We start from the raw sequence: 16,889 nt of genomic DNA, 5'->3' as shown, positions 1-16,889 counted from the left end.
TGCACACCCGGCCGGGCGTGCACGCCACCGCGTCGGTGCCGAGGGCCGGTTCAGCCGCAGCTGCCCGAGATCCACCGGTGGGAACGGACCACGCCGTAGGTCAGGAAAGGTGGCTACGAGGCCCGCACCTTGTACGCCGTCACCCGGACCGACTCGTCGTCCAAGCACTGGCCGGACGTCAGGTCGAAGCGCTGCTTCAGCAGGGGCGAGGCGACGAAGGGGCGGCCCTGGTGGGTGCCGGTGAGGCCCCGGGAGAGGACGGCCGCGCCGGTGAAGGGGTCGCGGTTGTCGATGGCGAACAGGTCGCCGGAGCGGTCACGGAAGACCGCGGCCTGCCGGCCGTCCGGCAGCAGTGCGGCCACCCCGCGCCCCGGCAGCAGCGTGCTCAGGTCGCAGACCGCGAACCAGTCGTCGTCGAGGGCGAGTTCGATCTTGAGGTCGGTGGTCTCGGGTGCCAGGGTCATCGCTGGGCGCTTCCTTCCAGTACGTCGGCGGCGGGTCGCATGCCGATGGACAGCAGCGGCAGGTCGGGCTTCATCTGGTCGCGCTCGGGCACGAAGGCGACGACCGGGTCCGGGGTGTCCGGGGCGTTCACGAAGGACACGAACCGGGCGAGCTTCTCGGGGTCGTTGACGGTCTCGGCCCACTCGTCGCGGTAGTGCGCGACATGCGCCCGCATCTGCTGCTCCAGCTCGTCGCAGATGCCGAGCGAGTCGTGGACGACGACGTCCCGTACGTGGTCGAGGCCGCCGGGGATCCGCTCCAGCCACGTCGACGTGCGCTCCAGGCGGTCGGCGGTGCGGATGTAGAACATCAGGAACCGGTCGATCAGGCGGACCAGTTCGGCGTCCGACAGGTCCTGCGCGAGCAGGTCCGCGTGGCGCGGCGTCGCTCCGCCGTTGCCGCCGACGTAGAGGTTCCAGCCGTTGGCCGTGGCGATCACGCCGAAGTCCTTCGACTGGGCCTCGGCGCATTCGCGCTGGCAGCCGGAGACCGCCGACTTGAGCTTGTGCGGGGAGCGCAGGCCCCGGTAGCGCAGCTCCAGGTCGATCGCCATCTTCACGGAGTCCTGGACGCCGTAGCGGCACCAGGTCTGGCCCACGCAGGACTTCACCGTGCGCAGCGACTTGCCGTAGGCGTGGCCGGACTCGAAGCCCGCGTCGACCAGCCGGGCCCAGATCAGCGGCAGTTGCTCGACGCGGGCGCCGAACATGTCGATCCGCTGACCGCCGGTGATCTTCGTGTAGAGGCCGAAGTCCCGGGCGATCTCGCCGATCACGATCAGCTTCTCCGGGGCGATCTCACCGCCGGGGATGCGCGGCACGACCGAGTACGAACCGTTCTTCTGGAGGTTGGCCAGGAAGTGGTCGTTGGTGTCCTGGAGGGCCGCCTGCTCGCCGTCCAGGACGTAACCGCTCGCGCCGATCGTCGGGGCGAGGGAGGCGATGATCGAGCCGACGGCCGGCTTGCAGACCTCGCAGCCGTCACCGCCCCGGGCCTCCTCGCGGCCGTGCCGATCCAGCAGGTCCTGGTAGGTGGTGACACGCAGGGCGAGGACGATCTCGTAGAGCTCCTCGCGGGTCTGCGCGAAGCAGCCGCACAGGCCCTTGTCGACCTCGACGCCGCTCGCCTCCAGCTCGGCGTTGACGAGCTGGCCGAGGACCTTGACGCAGGAGCCGCAGCCGGTGCCCGCCTTGGTGCACTTCTTCACCTCGGGCACCGTCGTGCACCGGTGGTCGGTGACCGCGCCGCGGATCGTGCCCTTGGAGACGTTGTGGCAGGAGCAGACGATCGCGTCGTCCGGCAGGGCCGACGGGCCGAGCTGCACGGACTCCCCGGCGCCGGCGGGCAGCACCAGCGACTCGGGCGAGACCGGCGGGACCGAGCCGGTGAACGCCTTCAGCGTGCCGTAGGCCTCCGCGTCGCCGACCAGGATGCCGCCGAGCAGCGTGCCGTCCCGGCCGATGACGAGCTTCTTGTACAGGCCCGCGCGGGAGTCGGAGTAGACGACGTCCAGGCAGTCCTCGGCGGTGCCGTGCGCGTCGCCGAAGGACGCGACGTCCACGCCGAGCAGCTTCAGCTTGGTGGACAGGTCGGCGCCGGTGAAGGACGCCTCGTCCGAGGCGATGGTGGCCGCCGCCGTCTCCGCCTGCTCGTAACCCGGGGCCACCAGGCCGTACACCCGGCCGTCGGAGGCCAGCGCGCACTCGCCGATCGCGAACACGTGCGGATCGGCGACCGTACGGCACTGCTCGTCGACCGTGATGCCGCCGCGCTCGCCGACCGTCAGACCGCAGTCGCGGGCCAGCTGGTCGCGGGGCCGCACACCGGCGGAGAACACCACCATGTCGGTGGCGAGTTCGGAGCCGTCGGAGAGCTTCATGCCGGTGACGGCACCCTCGGAGTCGACCAGGATCTCCTGCGTGCCCACGCCCGTGTGGACGGTCAGCCCCATCCCCTCGATGGTGCGCAGCAGCGCGGCACCGCCGCCGTCGTCCACCTGGACGGGCATCAGCCGCGGCGCGAACTCCACGATGTGCGAGGTGAGTCCGAGGCCCTTCAGCGCTCCCGCGGCCTCCAGGCCGAGCAGCCCGCCGCCGACCACGGCACCCACCGTGGCCCTGGACTTGGCGTACTCCTCGATCGCGAGCAGGTCCTCGATCGTGCGGTAGACGAAACAGCCCTCGGCGTCCTTGCCCGGGACCGGCGGGACGAAGGGGTAGGAGCCGGTGGCGAGGACCAGGGTGTCGTAGGCGAAGACCGCACCGGACGTGGCGGTGACCTCGCGGGCCTCGCGGTCGACGCGGACCGCCGGGTCGCCGACGTACAGCTCGATGCCGTGGTCCTCGATGAACCGCATGTCCGTCATGGACAGGTCGTCCGGCGTCTTCCCCGCGAAGTACGAGGTGAGGGCGACACGGTCGTAGGCCGGACGCGGCTCCTCGCAGAGGACGACCACGCGGTGCGTGGCGGTCAGGCCGCGCTCGGCGAGCGCTTCGAGGAAGCGCTGGCCGACCATGCCGTGGCCGACGAGCACGATCGTGGGGGTGGCCTCCGTGGCCTCCGGGGTGGCGGTCATCAGGAGCCTCCATCGTTGGTGAGCAGGTGGAGCAGGGGGCCGCCGTCGGAGGGGAGCGGCTCTGCTCCCTCCCAGGCGCGGGCGAGCGCGCCGACGGTGCCGAGTTCGCCGACGAGGACCCCGCCGACCAGGCGGTCGTCACGGACGACGACCTTGCGGTAGGTGCCGCGCGTGGCGTCGGCGAGCTGGACGACGTCGTCGCCCGGGAGTGCCTCGGTCTCGCCGAACGCGGCGAGGTCGAAGGGGCTGTCGTGCCCCGTGAGGGTGAGCCGGGTCAGCGAGCGTGTGCCGGTGTAGCGGGCGCTCGCGTCCCCGGCCAGCAACTCGGCCAGTGCGTCGGCCTGTTCGAGTGCGGGAGTGGCGAGTCCGTAGAGCACGCCGGCGTGCTGGGCGCAGTCGCCGACGGCGTGGATGAACGGGTCGGACGTGCGCAGTTCGTCGTCGACGACGACACCCTTGCGCACAGTGAGCCCGGCGGCCTGCGCGAGACCGACCCGGGGGTGGACCCCGCAGGCGACGACGACCAGGTCGGCGTCGAGCGCGTACCCGTCGGCCATCTCCACCGAGCGGACCGCGCCCGCGACGCAGCGCACGTCCCGCACGCGGCACTCGGTGTGCACCTCGACGCCCAGGTCGGTCAGATGCCGCTGCACGAGCTTCGAGGCGGCCGGGTCGAGCTGGCGTTCCATCAGCCGCTCGGACTGCTGGGCGAGGACGACCTGGGCGCCGCGCAGGGCCAGCGCCCGGGCCGCGGACACGCCGAGGAGACCGCCGCCGACGACGACGGCCCGCGCACCCGGCCGGACCGCCTTCGACAGCCCCAGGCAGTCGTCCATGGTGCGGAAGGCGTGGACGCCCTCGGGCAGTTCGCTGTTCTCGGTGAACAGCCCGCGCAGCGGCGGCAGTACGGGGTTGGAGCCGGTCGCGAGGACGAGCCGGTCGTATGCGATCACCGTCCCGTCCGCGCAGGTGACGGTCCGCTGCGCGCGGTCGACACCGACGACCCGGCCGCGCACGAGCCGCGCCGGCGCCGGCAGGGCGATCACCTCCGGGCTGTACCGTCCGGCCAGCACCTCGGCGAGCAGCACCCGGTTGTAGGGCCGGTGCTCCTCCTCGCCGATCAGCAGCGCGGGCGTGCCGAGCTCACCGAGCCGCCGGGCGAGCCGTACGCCCGCGAGGCCGGTGCCGATCACCACCACACGCTCATTCGAGGTCATGCATCCGAGCGTGCGGTGCCGGTGTTACCCGGCAGCATCACCTCTGTTTCCCACGGGGAACGCTGCCCTCAGCGGGGGAGGGGGCCGCATGTGAGGCTTCCCCGGCAGGGGCGACGGTGGGCTGTGAGGCTTCCCCTGCCGGGGCGACGGCGGGCTGTGAGGCTTCCCCTGCCGGGGCGACGGCGGGCTGTGAGGGTTGCCGAGGTGCAGTGACAGCGGGCTGTGAGGGTTCTCCAGGTGCGGTGACAGCGGGCTGTGAGGGAGGCTGCGCGGGCCTCGCATAGGGTCTCGATCATGCCCGACATATCACTGACCATGATCGCCCTGCTCTGCCTCGCGGCCCTCGCCGCCGGGTGGATCGACGCCGTGGTCGGTGGCGGCGGGCTGCTCCTGCTGCCGGTGCTGCTCCTCGGACTGCCGTCCGGGACGCCCGCCGCGCACGCCCTCGGCACGAACAAGGCGGTCGCCATCGTCGGCACCACGGGCGCGGCGGTGACGTACGCCCGCAAGGCCCCGGTGGACGTGCGCACAGCCGTCCGCATCGGCCTGGCCGCCCTCGCCGGGTCCTCCGCGGGGGCGTTCTTCGCGGCCGGGATGAGCACCGACGTCCTCAAGCCGGTGATCATGGTGGTGCTGCTCGGGGTCGCCGCCTTCGTGATCCTGCGGCCCGCCTTCGGCACGGCCCCCGCGACCGGTCCGGCCGGCCCCCGCCGCATTCTCGCCGCGATCGGCCTCGCGGGCCTGGGCATCGGCTTCTACGACGGCCTGATCGGCCCGGGCACCGGCACGTTCCTGGTCCTCGCGCTCACCGCGATCCTCCACCTCGACCTCGTCACGGCCTCCGCCACCGCGAAGATCGTCAACTGCTGCACCAACGCGGGCGCCCTCGCGACGTTCGCCTGGCAGGGCGCGGTCCTGTGGCAGCTGGCCGCCCTCATGGCCGTCTTCAACCTGGCGGGCGGCACCCTGGGCGCCCACACGGCCCTGAAGAAGGGCAGCGGCTTCGTGCGCATCGTGCTGCTGACGGTCGTCTTCGCCCTGGTGGGGAACCTGGCGTACGAGCAGTGGATCGCCTAACGACCTCGCAGGTCCAGCAGTTCGACCACCCCTGTCCCGTCCTCGTCGCCGTGCCCCTGTGCGAGCCGGCGTTCCATGAGCCGCGTGTACGGCGTCAGCAGCTCCGGGCTGACCCGCTGTTCCTCGGCCGTGCGCAGCAGCGTGGCGTTGCCCGCGACCTGCATCGCGAGGTTGGAGACGACGTCGCGGGTGTAGTCGCCGCTGTGCAGCCCCGCGGCGCTCTGGTGGGCGGCCGGGGCCATCGCGGTGAGCCAGTCCACCAGCAGCGGCGCGAAGTCCTTCGGCGCGATGTCCTCGGGGCGGATCAGCGCGAAGGCGTGGGCGATGCCGGCGAACATGCCGCTCATGGCGCTCAGCAGCGCCACGTCGTGCAGCGCGGCGAAGCCCGGGTCGGCCCCCACCCAACGGGTTCCGGCCGGGACGGCGAGTGTCTCGCGGTGCTCCTCGAACAGCTCGGTGGAGCCGCTGTAGAGGACGTAGCCGCCGGAGCCCGGGGCGCCGATCATCGGAGGGACGGCCATGATCCCGGCGCCCAGGAAGCGGGCGCCCCGCTCCCCGGCCCAGGCGGCGCGCGCCCGGTCCTGGCCCGGGGTGCCGGTGGTGAGGTTCACCAGGTCCCGCCCGGCGAGCGAGGCCCCGTCCAGGGCCTCGCCCACGGAGGCGTCGTCCAGCAGGCAGACGATCACGAGGCGGTTCGCGGCCACGGCCTCGGCTGCGCTCGCGGCGACGGTGGCGCCCTCGGCGGCGAGCGGCTCGGCGCGGGCGGCGGTCCGGTTCCAGACGGTCACCTCGTGCCCGGCGGCCAGCCAGGCGCGGGCGAGGGCGGTGCCCATGGCACCGGTGCCGAGCAGAGTCAGAGGAGTGCGGGGAGCAACTGCGGTGTCTGTCATGGCGTTTAGGCTCGTCGCAGGGGAAGCACCCGCTCAAGTACGCACTTCGAAGTGGGTGGTTACTCCGGGGGAAGGGTGCAGGCAGCGCAAGGGGAGGGGCGGGCATGGGGACGACCGGGCGGCGGCCGGGGGCGTACGTGTGCGGGATCGACGCGGCGATGGACGTGATCGGCGGCAAGTGGAAGGTGCTGATCCTCTGGGCCCTGAACGAGCGGCCGTGCCGCTTCGGGGAGCTCCGCCGTGAACTGCCGGGCGTCACCGAGAAGGTGCTCGCCTCGCACCTGCGGGAGATGGAGGCCGACGGGCTGGTGCACCGCGAGGCGTACGACGAGGTGCCGCCGCGCGTGGAGTACTCGCTGACGCCCCGGGGCGTCTCCCTGAACGAGGCGCTGGAACCGCTGGGGGCCTGGGGGAGGGCCCACGTCCTCGGCGGGTCACCGGCTCCCGGTCAGATGCGCGAAGACGACGACGTTCCCCTGGTAACCGGTGCCGCGTGAGAAGGTGCCGCCGCAGGTGATGACCCGCAACTCGGCGCGGTCGGCGGCGCCGTAGACCTTCTCGTCGGGGAAGTCCTTCGCGGCGTACACCTCGACGGCGTCCACGGTGAACACCGCGACGCCGCCGTCCCGCCGGTCCACCTCGATCGTGCTGCCCTTGGCCAGGGCGCCGAGGCCGTAGAAGACGGCGGGGCCGTCGGCGTTGTCGACGTGGCCGGCGACGATCGCGGTGCCCCGTTCACCGGGGGTGGTGCCGGCCTCGTACCAGCCGGCGAGGTTCACGTCCGCGGCGGGCGGCACGTCGAGGCTGCCGGTCCTCGTCAGGCCGAGCCCGGTCAGGGGCGCGTCGACCCGGAGCGACGGGATACGGATCCGGTCGGGCGGCGAGGGCGGCAGCGCGGGCACGGCGGGCCGCTCACCGGCCCGCCCGTCCGGCCCGGTGCCGCCGTCCGGCTCGGTGCTTCCGCCCGGTCCGGTGCTGCCGTCCGGTCCGGTGCTGCCGTCCGGCTCGGTGCCGCCGTCCGGCTCGGTGCCGCCGTCCGGTCCGGTGCTGCCGTCCGGCTCGGTGCCGCTGTCCGGCTTGGTGCTGCCGTCCGGCTCGGTGCCGCCGTCCAGCGCGGCCCGGGCCTGCGCGGCGGACGGCTGGGGCGGGGCGTGCGTCCCGGCGGCGTCGCGCAGCAGCCACACCCCCGAGCACAGGGCGAACACCGTGACGGCCGCCATGGCCGCGTCGGCGGGGCTGCGGACGCCGCCGGCGAACCCGGGAACCCTGCGCATACCCACCCCTTTCTGAGCTCGGCCCCGTACCCCCCTCCGGGCCGCGAGGGGCGTCGGACCCGGAGGGGGAGGGGAGATGCGGTACCGGCGACGGACAGCGGAGGGTGTCCGTCAGATCCCGTCGCCTCTCGCCCGGCGATGCAGGAGCCAGGTACCGCCCGCGGCGGCGACGGCGAGAGCCGCCACACCGGCCGCGGTCTGCGCGGGATCGGGGCCCAGGGCGCCGCCGACCCCCGTCTTCACACTTCCCCGGGGATGCACCTGCCCGCGCACCGGCGTCAGTGTGACCACCAGGTCCCCGGTGATCCGCCGGCCGCTGCCGCCGCAGGTCGCGGTGATCTCGTACGTGCCCGGCTGCGCACTCGGCGGCACCCTGAACCGCCCGGTCGCATCCTGCCCGTGCGCGTCCGGCACCAGGCTGAGGGAGCCCGCCCCGACCGCGCTGGCGTCACCCGTCACCGAGCCGCCGCCGCAGGCCGCCGTGCGCACCGTGACCCCGCCCCCGGGCACGACCGACGCCGGGGACACCTCCAGACCGCCGCCGGACGTGCCGTACGCGGGAGCGGCGGCGAGGGCCGCGGCGGCGACGGTGAGCGCGGTGGCGGTGAGCGCGGTGGCGGTCAGCTGCCGGGCGGTACGTCGCATCGGTGCTCCCTCGAGCGGGTCGGTCGTGCGCCTGCCCTTCCGAGGTAACGGGCAGCGGGTCGACCGCGCCCCCTGAGGGAGCGTCAGAATTGGGGTGAACGGGTGTCAGGGGCAGGTGAACCGGGCTGCTCCTCACGGTCGTTTCGCCAGGTCACGGACGTCTCCCGGGGAGAGTCGGGGAAATGCGCGGGGTGCGCGTGTGAACGGGTGACCCCGGTGTACGTCCCACCGCTTGACCTCAACTTTGGTTGAGGTACCAGGCTGTGCCGCATGAATCCCACCGCCACCGCATCAGCCGCCGCCGCGACCGGCCCGCTCCGCCTGACCCTCGTCGTGGGCAGCAACCGGCACGGCCGCTTCGGCCCCGTCGTCGCCGACTGGCTCCTCGCCCGCGTCCGGGACCGCGACGACCTGGTCGCCGAGGTCGTCGACGTCGCCGAGGCCGCGCTGCCCATGTCCCTCGAACCCACCCCGGAGGCGACCGCCGCACTGTCCGGCATCACCCCGAAGCTGGCCCGCGCGGACGCCTTCGTGGTCCTCACCCCCGAGTACAACCACTCCTTCCCGGCGGGCCTGAAGAACCTCGTCGACTGGCACTTCACCGAGTGGCAGGCCAAGCCCGTCGGCCTCGTCTCCTACGGCGGCCTGTCCGGCGGTCTGCGCGCCGTGGAGCACCTGCGTCAGGTCTTCGCGGAGCTGCACGCCGTGACGGTCCGCGACACCGTCTCCTTCCACAACGCCGGCGCCGCCTTCGACGACCGGGGCGCCCTGCGCGACCCCTCCGGCCCGGACGCGGCGGCGAAGACCATGCTGGACCAACTGGTGTGGTGGGGAACCGCGTTGCGAGAGGCCAGGGAGAAGCGGCCGTACGGAGGCTGAGCCTGCCTCAGCCGCACGCCGCCGGCTCGCCGCACCCCGTCACACCCGCGCCCGCCAGTCGCCGCCCGCGATCGCCCGCCCCCGGGCCCGCAGCCGCGCGGCGACGGCGGGCGCGGCCACGTACACCCACGCCCGCACGGCAGCCCCGTCCGCCGCCCGGACGACCTTCCGCTCGACGCGCACGTACAGACTGCGCGGATCCCCCGGTACGTACTCCTCCAGCCGGTCCAGCTCCGCGAGCAGCCCCGCGTACGTCCCGGGCAGCGCGGTCATCAGCTCCCCGCTGACCGTGCCGCCGCCCGGCTCGTCGACCGCGTAGGGATAGCCCGGCCCGTCGTAGAGCACCGCGTCCGCGAGCCTGCCCGGCTCCTCGGAGTGGGTGCGTCCGCGCAGGAAGAGGTCGTGGTTGACCTCCCCGGGGCGGAGGGTGCCGTAGACGAAGAAGGGGAGGGTCACAGGAACGATTCTCCACCCTCACACACCTCCACAGCAGGGCTATGGACATGCCATGTCCGTGCCGCCTTAACTCGCGGTCAACATCAACGCCGCACCCGGTCGACCCCACGCGACCGGGTGCGCCCGTATGAGGAGACCGATGAGTCGGATACGTCATGTCCGCGGTTCCCGTCTCGCCCTCGCCGGTGTGGCCGTCACCGGCACCACCGCCCTGCTGGCCGCCGTTCTCTCCCCGTCCGCCGGAGCGGCGGACCAGCCGACCAGGTCGGGCGCGATCCAGGACGCGGAGGCGGTGCTCGCGGACCGGGCCGGAGCCCTGGGCCTCACCCCGGCCCAGGAGACGAAGGTCCGGGACGTCGTCGTCGACGAGGACGGCACCCGGCACGTGCGCTACGACCGCACCTACCACCGACTCCCGGTCCTCGGAGGTGACTTCGTCCTCCACCTGAACCCGGACGGTTCCTACCGTGGCACGGACCGGGCGACGAGGTCCGCGCTCTCCCTGGCCACCGTCACCCCCGAGGTGACGGCCCCCAAGGCCGCCGACCTCGCCGCGAACCTGCTGCGCGCGGCCCACCTCGGCCAGACCCTGAAGAAGCTCACCGCCAAGCCCCGGCTGGTCGTCGACGCCCTGCACGGCACCCCGAAGCTGGCCTGGCAGACCGACGCGGTCGCGCACGACGAGCGCGGCAACCCCGTCGGGCGCACGCTCCTGACCGACGCGAGGACCGGCGACCGGATCGACGCCTGGGACTCCATGGAGTCGGCGTCGGGCGACGGCCGGTCCCTCTACGGCGGCACGGTCCCCCTGGAGACGACCGCGTCCGGCTCGTCGTACCAGCTCAAGGACGCGACACGCGGCGGCACGTACACCGGCGACGCCGGGAACAAGACGGACAAGTGCCTGCTGACCGTCTGCCTGACCCGGGCCCCCGCGACGCTCTTCACGGACGCCGACAACCACTGGGGCACGGGCGCGGCCTCCGACCGGTCCACGGTCGCGGTGGACGCCCAGTACGGCACGGACGTCACCTGGGACTACTACAAGACGGTCCACGGCCGTGACGGCATCGCCGGCGACGGCAAGGGCTCCTTCAACCGCGTCCACTACGGCAAGGACTACAACAACGCCTTCTGGGACGACAACTGCTTCTGCATGACCTACGGCGACGGCGACGGCAAGCTCATGGGCCCGCTGGTGTCGCTGGACGTCGCCGGGCACGAGATGTCCCACGGCGTGACGTCGAAGACGGCCGCGCTGACCTACTCCGGCGAGTCCGGCGGTCTGAACGAGGCCACGTCGGACATCTTCGGCACGCTGGTGGAGTTCCACGCGGAGAACGCCGAGGACCGGGGCGACTGGCTCATCGGCGAGAAAGTCGTCCGCTCCGGCCTCGGCCGCGAGGCCCTGCGCTTCATGGACAGGCCGTCCAAGGACGGCAAGTCCGCGGACTGCTGGAACGCGAAGCTCGGCGACCTCGACGTGCACTACTCCTCGGGCGTCGGCAACCACTTCGCCTACCTGCTCGCGGAGGGCAGCGGCGCCAGGACCCTCAACGGCGTCGCCTACGACTCCCCGACCTGCGACGGCTCCACGGTGACCGGCATCGGCCGCGCCGAGCTGGGCAAGATCTGGTACCGCGCGCTGACGGTCTACATGACGTCCTCGACGACGTACGCGGACGCCCGCGCGGCGACCCTGAACGCGGCGAGGGACCTCTACGGCGCCGACAGCACCGAGCAGAAGGCGGTCGCGGCGGCCTGGAAGGCGGTCGAGGTGAGCTGACCGCTACCGCCGGACCGCCTCCAGCCGCACCGCGCACGTCTTGAACTCCGGCATCCGGGAGGTCGGGTCGAGCGCGGGGTTGGTGAGGGTGTTGGCGCGGCCCTCGCCCGGCCAGTGGAAGGGCATGAAGACGGTGTCGGGCCGGATGGCGTGCGTGATCCTCGCGGGCGCCACGACCCGGCCCCGCCGCGACACGACGGCCACCGGATCGCCCTCGGCCGCTCCGAGCCGGGCCGCCATCCTCGGGTGCAGCTCCACGAACGGCCCGGGCGCGGCGGCGTTCAGCTCCGCGACGCGCCGGGTCTGCGCCCCTGACTGGTACTGCGCCACGACCCGGCCCGTGGTCAGCAGCACGGGGTACTCGTCGTCGGGCTCCTCGGCGGTCGCCCGGTGCGAGACGGGAACGAACCGGGCCCGGCCGTCGGGGGTGGCGAACCGCTCGAGAAAGAGGCGAGGCGTGCCGGGGTGCACGCCCGGTGCCTCGACGCCGGCCGGCGTATCCCCGCCCGGTGCCTTCCCGCCGGGCGGAGTGTCCAGGGTTGCTGCCCTTCCGCCGGGCAGGGTGGCCCCGGCCTGCGTCTTTCCGCCGGGCAAGCCGTCCTCGGCCTGCGTGTCCCCGGCCATGGCCTTCCCGCCGGGCAGGGTGTCCCCGGCCATGGCCTTCCCGCCGGGCAGGGTGTCCCCGGCCATGGCCTTCCCGCCGGGCAGGGTGTCCCCGGCCATGGCCTTTCCGCCGGGCAGGGTGTCCTCGGCCGTCGGCTTCACCGCCGGGCACGGCCAGAACACTCCGTTCTCCTCTGCCAGCCTCCGGTAGGTGATCCCCGAGTAGTCCGCCGGGCCGCCCGCCGACGCGCGGCGCAGTTCCTCGAAGACCTCCTCCGGGTCGGTCGGGAAGCCCTTCTCGACGCCCAGGCGCGCGGCGAGTTCGTGCAGCACCTCCAGGTCGCTGCGCACGCCGTCGGGCGGGGTGACCGCCCGGCGCCGCAGCAGCACCCTGCCCTCCAGGTTCGTCGTCGTGCCCGTCTCCTCGGCCCACTGCGTGACCGGCAGGACCACGTCCGCCAGTTCGGCCGTCTCCGACAGCACCACGTCGCAGACCGCCAGGAAGTCCAGGGACCGGATGCGCTCCTCGACGTGCGCGGCACGCGGCGCGGACACCACCGGGTTGGACGCCATCAGCAGCAGTGACCTGATGTCGGTGCCCAGCGCGTCCAGCAGCTCGTAGGCACTGCGCCCCGGCCCGGGCAGGCTGTCCGGGTCGACGCCCCACACCTCGGCGACGTGCGCCCGCGCGGCCGGGTCGTCGAGCTTGCGGTAGCCCGGCAACTGGTCGGCCTTCTGCCCGTGTTCGCGCCCGCCCTGCCCGTTGCCCTGGCCGGTCAGACAGCCGTACCCGGAGAACGGGCGGCCCGCCCGGCCGGTCGCCAGGCACAGGTTGATCCACGCGCCCACGGTGTCGGTGCCCTTGGACTGCTGCTCGGGCCCCCGGGCGGTGAGCACCATCGCCGACTCCGGCTCGCAGAACAGCCTGACCGTCTCACGGAGTCGAGGAACGGACACCCCCGTGATCCGCTCCACGTACTCCGGCCAGTGCGCCATCGCGGCGGCCCGGGCGTCCTCCCAGCCGGCCGTGCGTTCCCGGACGTACTCCTCGTCCACGCGGCCCTCGGCGATCACCAGGTGCAGCAGACCCAGGGCGAGGGCCAGGTCCGTGCCCGGCCGGGGCGCCAGGTGCAGGTCCGCCTGCTCGGCGGTCTTCGTGCGGCGCGGGTCGATGACGATCAGGGTGCCGCCGTTCTCCTTCAGCTCGGTGAAGAACCGCAGGGACGGCGGCATGGTCTCCGCGAGGTTCGACCCGACGAGGATCACACAGCCGGACTTCGGGATGTCCTCCAGCGGGAACGGCAGCCCGCGGTCCAGCCCGAACGCCCTGATGCCGGCGGCCGCCGCCGACGACATGCAGAAACGCCCGTTGTAGTCGATCTGGGAGGTGCCCAGCACGACGCGGGCGAACTTGCCGAGTGTGTACGCCTTCTCGTTCGTCAGGCCGCCCCCGCCGAACACCCCGACCGCGTCCGGGCCGTGCTCCGCGCGGGTGCGGCCCAGCCCCGCGGCGATCCTCTCCAGCGCCTCGTCCCAGGAGGCGGGCACCAGCGTGCCGCCCTCGTCGCGCACCAACGGGGAGGTCAGCCGCACGTCGGGCGCCAGCACGGCCGCGGCCGTCCGGCCCTTGCCGCACAGGGCGCCCCGGTTCACCGGGAAGTCCGCGCGCTCGCTCACCTCGACGGCCCCGTCCGGGGCGGCGGTGAGGTTCATCCCGCACTGCAGGGCGCAGTACGGGCAGTGCGTGGGCGTCGCGGAGTTCAGCATGCCGTCCAGCGTGCGTCGGCCGTGTTACGCCGGGGGCGGCTGCCTGTTACGCGGCCGGGACGGCAACCTCCCCGCCGCCGCCCCGCCCGCGTGAGGCGAGGGCCCGGCCGGTCAGGGGAGAGGGGCCCGGCCCGTCGCCAAGGCCCTCTCCACCCCCGGCTCCCGCGGCCCGAGGAACCGCGGGTCGGGCCGGAAGGCCGCGTCCAGCGCGGCCTTCCCGGCGGCGAGGATCTCCCGGGCGCCGCCGTAGTACCAGGTCGCGTCGTGCACCGCGTCCACCCCGACCCCGTACGACGCGACCCCCGCCGCCTCGCACAGCGCCACCGCCCGCCGGATGTGGAAGCCCTGGCTGATCAGCACGGCCTCGTCCACCCCGAAGATCTTCTTCGCACGCACACAGGAGTCCCAGGTGTCGAACCCCGCGTAGTCGCTGACGATCCGCCCGTCAGGCACCCCGTGCCGCGTCAGATAGCCACGCATCGCGTCCGGCTCGTCGTAGTCCGCACGGCTGTTGTCGCCGGTGACGAGCACCACCTCGACGCGCCCCTCCCGGTACAGCTTCGCGGCGGCGTCGAGCCGGTGCGCGAGGTACGGCGAGGGCTCGCCGTCCCACAGCCCCGCGCCGAACACCACGGCCACCTCGGTGCGCGGCACCTCCGCCGCCGTCCGCAGCCGGTCACCCGCCACCGCGTACATCCACGTCGCCGGGAGCAGCGCGAGCACGCACCCGGCCATCACGGCCTGGACCAGCCGCCGCTGTCCCCGCCGGGTACGCGGCAACCGCGGCCTGCGCAAGGTCACACCACGCATCGAACGGTCCCTCCCCAGGTCGGCCCCTCGACAGTCAGGGACGTCCTCCCGGGCCGCCCGGTTCATCCACGCCCACGTGACCAGCTTCACCCGGTTCCGGGAAACCGCAGGTCACGCCGCCTCACACACCCCTCTCCCACGTCGTGAACCGCTGGAAAACACCCGTGACGCCCAGGCAACGGGAAGGCAACGTGCCGCCGCGACCATCGGTGCATGCCCAGTCAGCTCAGCCTCCTCCCGCCGCCCGCCCCGCGCCGCCCGGCCCCGCCCGCCCTCGTGGTCGTGGCCCACGGCAGCCGGGACCCCCGCGCGCTGAGCACCGTGAGCGCACTCCTCGACCGGGTCCGGGCCCTGCGCCCCGACGTGCCCGTGCACCTGGGCCACATCGAACTCAACGCCCCGCTGCTCCCCGACACGCTCGCCGCCCTCGGGGACTCGGAGGCGGTTCTCGTCCCCCTGCTCCTCAGCCGCGGCTACCACGTCAAGCAGGACATCCCCGAGATGGCGGCGGCCTCCCGGGCCCGCACCCACCTCGCCGGCCCCCTGGGCCCGCATCCCCTCCTGGTCGACGCGCTCCAGGCCCGCCTCACGGAGGCCGGCTGGGGCGGGACACCCCACCGCACCAGCGCGGTCGTCCTGGCCGCGGCCGGCTCCCGCGACCCGGACGCGAAGACGGACACGGGCCGCACGGCCCACCTCCTGGCGGCCCGCCTCGGCGTCCCCGTCATCCCGGCCTACGCCTCCGCCGCGACCCCGACGGTCGAAACGGCCGTCCGCACCCTCCTGGCCAGGGGCCGCCGCCACATCGCCCTCGCCTCCTACTTCACGGCCCCCGGCCGCTTCGCCACGCAGTGCGCCCAGGCGGCCCCGTGGATAGCGGCGGCCCCCCTGGGAACCCACCCGTCGACGGCCGACCTCGTCCTCCACCGCTACGAGGAGGCGCTGACGGCGGCGGCCGAACCGGTACTGGCCTCGGCCTGAAATCGCCGGCGGGAACATGCCCCCTAAGGGGCGCGGGGAACTGCGCGACCAGCCCAGAACAACCCGCATCCGCCCGAGATCGGAACCCGGCACACGCAGACGCGCTTACTGTCGTCACATGGACGGCACCGCACAACACCCCCCCGCCTACGACCCGACGTCAGTCGACCGCTGGGCCCCGGAACCCGACAAACGCCCCGGCCGCACCGCCTTCCAACGCGACCGCGCCAGAGTCCTCCACTCCGCCGCCCTGCGACGCCTCGCCGGCAAGACCCAAGTGGTGACGCCCGGCACCCTGGGCCCCGCCTGGGACGCCAGCCCCCGCACCCGCCTCACCCACTCCCTCGAATGCGCCCAGGTCGGCCGTGAACTGGGCGCGGCCCTGGGCTGCGACCCCGACCTCGTCGAAGCCGCCTGCCTCTCCCACGACCTCGGCCACCCGCCCTTCGGCCACAACGGCGAACAGGCCCTCAACGAGTTCGCGGCGGACTGCGGCGGCTTCGAGGGCAACGCCCAGTCCCTGCGGCTCCTCACCCGCATCGAGCCCAAACGCTTCACCCCCGAGGGCTCCGTCGGCCTCAACCTCACCCGTGCCACCCTCGACGCCGCCACCAAGTACCCCTGGCCCCGCGGCGCCCACCCCACCGACCCGGCGTCGCACAAGTTCGGCGTCTACGAGGACGACCGCCCGGTCTTCGACTGGCTCCGCAAGGACGCCCCCGGCACCCGTACCTGCTTCGAGGCGCAGGTCATGGACTGGTCCGACGACGTGGCCTACTCGGTGCACGACGTGGAGGACGGCCTGCACGCCGGCCACATCGACCCGAACTGCCTGCACGCCGACCCCGAACGCCGGGACGTCTTCGAGGTGGCCCGCGGCCGGTACGTCCCCGCCGACACCGACCCCGCCGAACTCGCCGCCGCCCTGGACCGGCTCCTCGCCCAGGAGTGGTGGCCGCACGGCTACGACGGCACGGCCGTCGCCCAGGCCCGCCTCAAGGACGCCACCAGCCAGCTCATCGGCCGCTTCTGCCTGGCCGCCGAGACCGCGACCCGCACCGCGTACGGGGCGGGCCGGCTCACCCGGTACGCCGCCGAGCTGGTCGTCCCGCGCGAGACCCGGATGGAGTGCGCCGTCCTCAAGGCCGTCGCCGACCTCTACGTCATGCAGCGCGCCGAGCAGGAGCGGCTGCGCGCCGACCAGCGGATCGTCGTCGCCGAACTGGCCGAGGCGCTCACCGCCCGGGCCCCGGACGGCCTGGACCCGCAGTTCCGCGCCCTGTTCGACCGGGCGGCGGACGACAGGGCGCGCAAGCGGGTGATCGTCGACCAGATCGCCTCCCTCACCGACACCTCCGCCCGTTCGCTTCACGCCCGTCTGACGGGGCAGGGATGAGACTGACGCGACGGACGGGACGGGAGCAC

At 73.6% G+C, this 16,889-nt stretch carries 15 protein-coding genes; 6 read left to right on the top strand and 9 right to left on the bottom strand.

The window, feature by feature from the left end; all coding sequences use genetic code 11:
* Positions 1-113 precede the first annotated feature (113 nt).
* The 3 genes from nirD to ACFV20_RS14925 are packed head-to-tail and all read right to left on the bottom strand — an operon-like array spanning position 114 to position 4,296.
* The gene (nirD, locus tag ACFV20_RS14935; protein WP_385656306.1) at positions 114-464 is read right to left on the bottom strand and encodes a nitrite reductase small subunit NirD; all 351 of its coding nucleotides are present in this window, start codon (positions 462-464) and stop codon (positions 114-116) included.
* Positions 461-3,079, bottom strand: a complete 2,619-nt coding sequence (nirB, locus tag ACFV20_RS14930; RefSeq protein WP_385656304.1) for a nitrite reductase large subunit NirB — start codon at positions 3,077-3,079, stop codon at positions 461-463. Before nirB ends, nirD begins: the two co-directional genes overlap by 4 nt.
* The gene (locus ACFV20_RS14925; RefSeq protein WP_385656302.1) at positions 3,079-4,296 is read right to left on the bottom strand and encodes an NAD(P)/FAD-dependent oxidoreductase; all 1,218 of its coding nucleotides are present in this window, start codon (positions 4,294-4,296) and stop codon (positions 3,079-3,081) included. The genes nirB and ACFV20_RS14925 overlap by 1 nt, the downstream gene beginning before the upstream one ends.
* A 294-nt stretch (positions 4,297-4,590) precedes the next feature.
* Here ACFV20_RS14925 and ACFV20_RS14920 point away from each other — a divergent pair, with 294 nt between their 5' ends.
* A complete protein-coding gene (locus ACFV20_RS14920; protein ID WP_385656300.1) occupies positions 4,591-5,373 on the top strand; it encodes a sulfite exporter TauE/SafE family protein in 783 nt (260 codons plus the stop codon).
* Here ACFV20_RS14920 and ACFV20_RS14915 read toward each other — a convergent pair.
* Positions 5,370-6,263: an NAD(P)-dependent oxidoreductase gene (locus ACFV20_RS14915; protein WP_385656298.1), complete on the bottom strand. Its 894-nt coding sequence runs from the start codon at positions 6,261-6,263 to the stop codon at positions 5,370-5,372. The two genes, ACFV20_RS14920 and ACFV20_RS14915, sit on opposite strands and share 4 nt — an antisense overlap.
* Positions 6,264-6,367: 104 nt before the next feature.
* On the opposite strand from ACFV20_RS14915, the gene ACFV20_RS14910 reads away from it, so the two are divergent.
* Positions 6,368-6,760 carry a winged helix-turn-helix transcriptional regulator gene (locus ACFV20_RS14910; RefSeq protein ID WP_385656296.1) on the top strand — a complete coding sequence of 131 codons (393 nt, stop codon included), beginning with the start codon at positions 6,368-6,370 and terminating at the stop codon, positions 6,758-6,760.
* Here ACFV20_RS14910 and ACFV20_RS14905 read toward each other — a convergent pair.
* A complete protein-coding gene (locus tag ACFV20_RS14905) occupies positions 6,698-7,537 on the bottom strand; it encodes a class F sortase (protein WP_385656293.1) in 840 nt (279 codons plus the stop codon). The genes ACFV20_RS14910 and ACFV20_RS14905 overlap by 63 nt on opposite strands.
* Before the next feature lie 111 nt (positions 7,538-7,648).
* Entirely contained in the window at positions 7,649-8,182 is a 534-nt protein-coding gene (locus ACFV20_RS14900) for a hypothetical protein (RefSeq protein WP_385656292.1), read from the bottom strand.
* A gap of 270 nt (positions 8,183-8,452) precedes the next feature.
* Here ACFV20_RS14900 and ACFV20_RS14895 point away from each other — a divergent pair, with 270 nt between their 5' ends.
* A complete protein-coding gene (locus tag ACFV20_RS14895; RefSeq protein ID WP_385656290.1) occupies positions 8,453-9,061 on the top strand; it encodes an NADPH-dependent FMN reductase in 609 nt (202 codons plus the stop codon).
* A gap of 39 nt (positions 9,062-9,100) precedes the next feature.
* Here the strand turns inward: ACFV20_RS14895 and ACFV20_RS14890 are convergent, their stop codons facing one another.
* The gene (locus tag ACFV20_RS14890; protein ID WP_385656288.1) at positions 9,101-9,517 is read right to left on the bottom strand and encodes a gamma-glutamylcyclotransferase family protein; all 417 of its coding nucleotides are present in this window, start codon (positions 9,515-9,517) and stop codon (positions 9,101-9,103) included.
* Positions 9,518-9,656: 139 nt separating this feature from the next.
* Between ACFV20_RS14890 and ACFV20_RS14885 the strand changes: the two genes are divergently transcribed.
* Positions 9,657-11,303: a M4 family metallopeptidase gene (locus ACFV20_RS14885; protein ID WP_385656286.1), complete on the top strand. Its 1,647-nt coding sequence runs from the start codon at positions 9,657-9,659 to the stop codon at positions 11,301-11,303.
* Between the two features lie 3 nt (positions 11,304-11,306).
* On the opposite strand, the gene ACFV20_RS14880 is transcribed toward ACFV20_RS14885, so the two are convergent.
* Both ACFV20_RS14880 and ACFV20_RS14875 read right to left on the bottom strand, forming a co-directional pair.
* Positions 11,307-13,673: a molybdopterin oxidoreductase family protein gene (locus ACFV20_RS14880; protein WP_385656284.1), complete on the bottom strand. Its 2,367-nt coding sequence runs from the start codon at positions 13,671-13,673 to the stop codon at positions 11,307-11,309.
* Between the two features lie 111 nt (positions 13,674-13,784).
* Positions 13,785-14,483 carry a vancomycin high temperature exclusion protein gene (locus ACFV20_RS14875; RefSeq protein WP_385656282.1) on the bottom strand — a complete coding sequence of 233 codons (699 nt, stop codon included), beginning with the start codon at positions 14,481-14,483 and terminating at the stop codon, positions 13,785-13,787.
* Positions 14,484-14,696: 213 nt separating this feature from the next.
* On the opposite strand from ACFV20_RS14875, the gene ACFV20_RS14870 reads away from it, so the two are divergent.
* Both ACFV20_RS14870 and ACFV20_RS14865 read left to right on the top strand, forming a co-directional pair.
* Positions 14,697-15,464, top strand: coding sequence for a sirohydrochlorin chelatase (locus ACFV20_RS14870; protein ID WP_385656280.1), 768 nt, complete (start codon positions 14,697-14,699; stop codon positions 15,462-15,464).
* Between the two features lie 118 nt (positions 15,465-15,582).
* Complete coding sequence (locus tag ACFV20_RS14865; protein WP_385656278.1) at positions 15,583-16,860, top strand: deoxyguanosinetriphosphate triphosphohydrolase; 1,278 nt, start codon at positions 15,583-15,585, stop codon at positions 16,858-16,860.
* Positions 16,861-16,889: the final 29 nt, after the last annotated feature.

The organism is Streptomyces sp. NPDC059696, from assembly GCF_042733745.1.
GTDB lineage: Bacteria > Actinomycetota > Actinomycetes > Streptomycetales > Streptomycetaceae > Streptomyces.
This window is presented reverse-complemented; position numbering and strand designations above follow the sequence as displayed.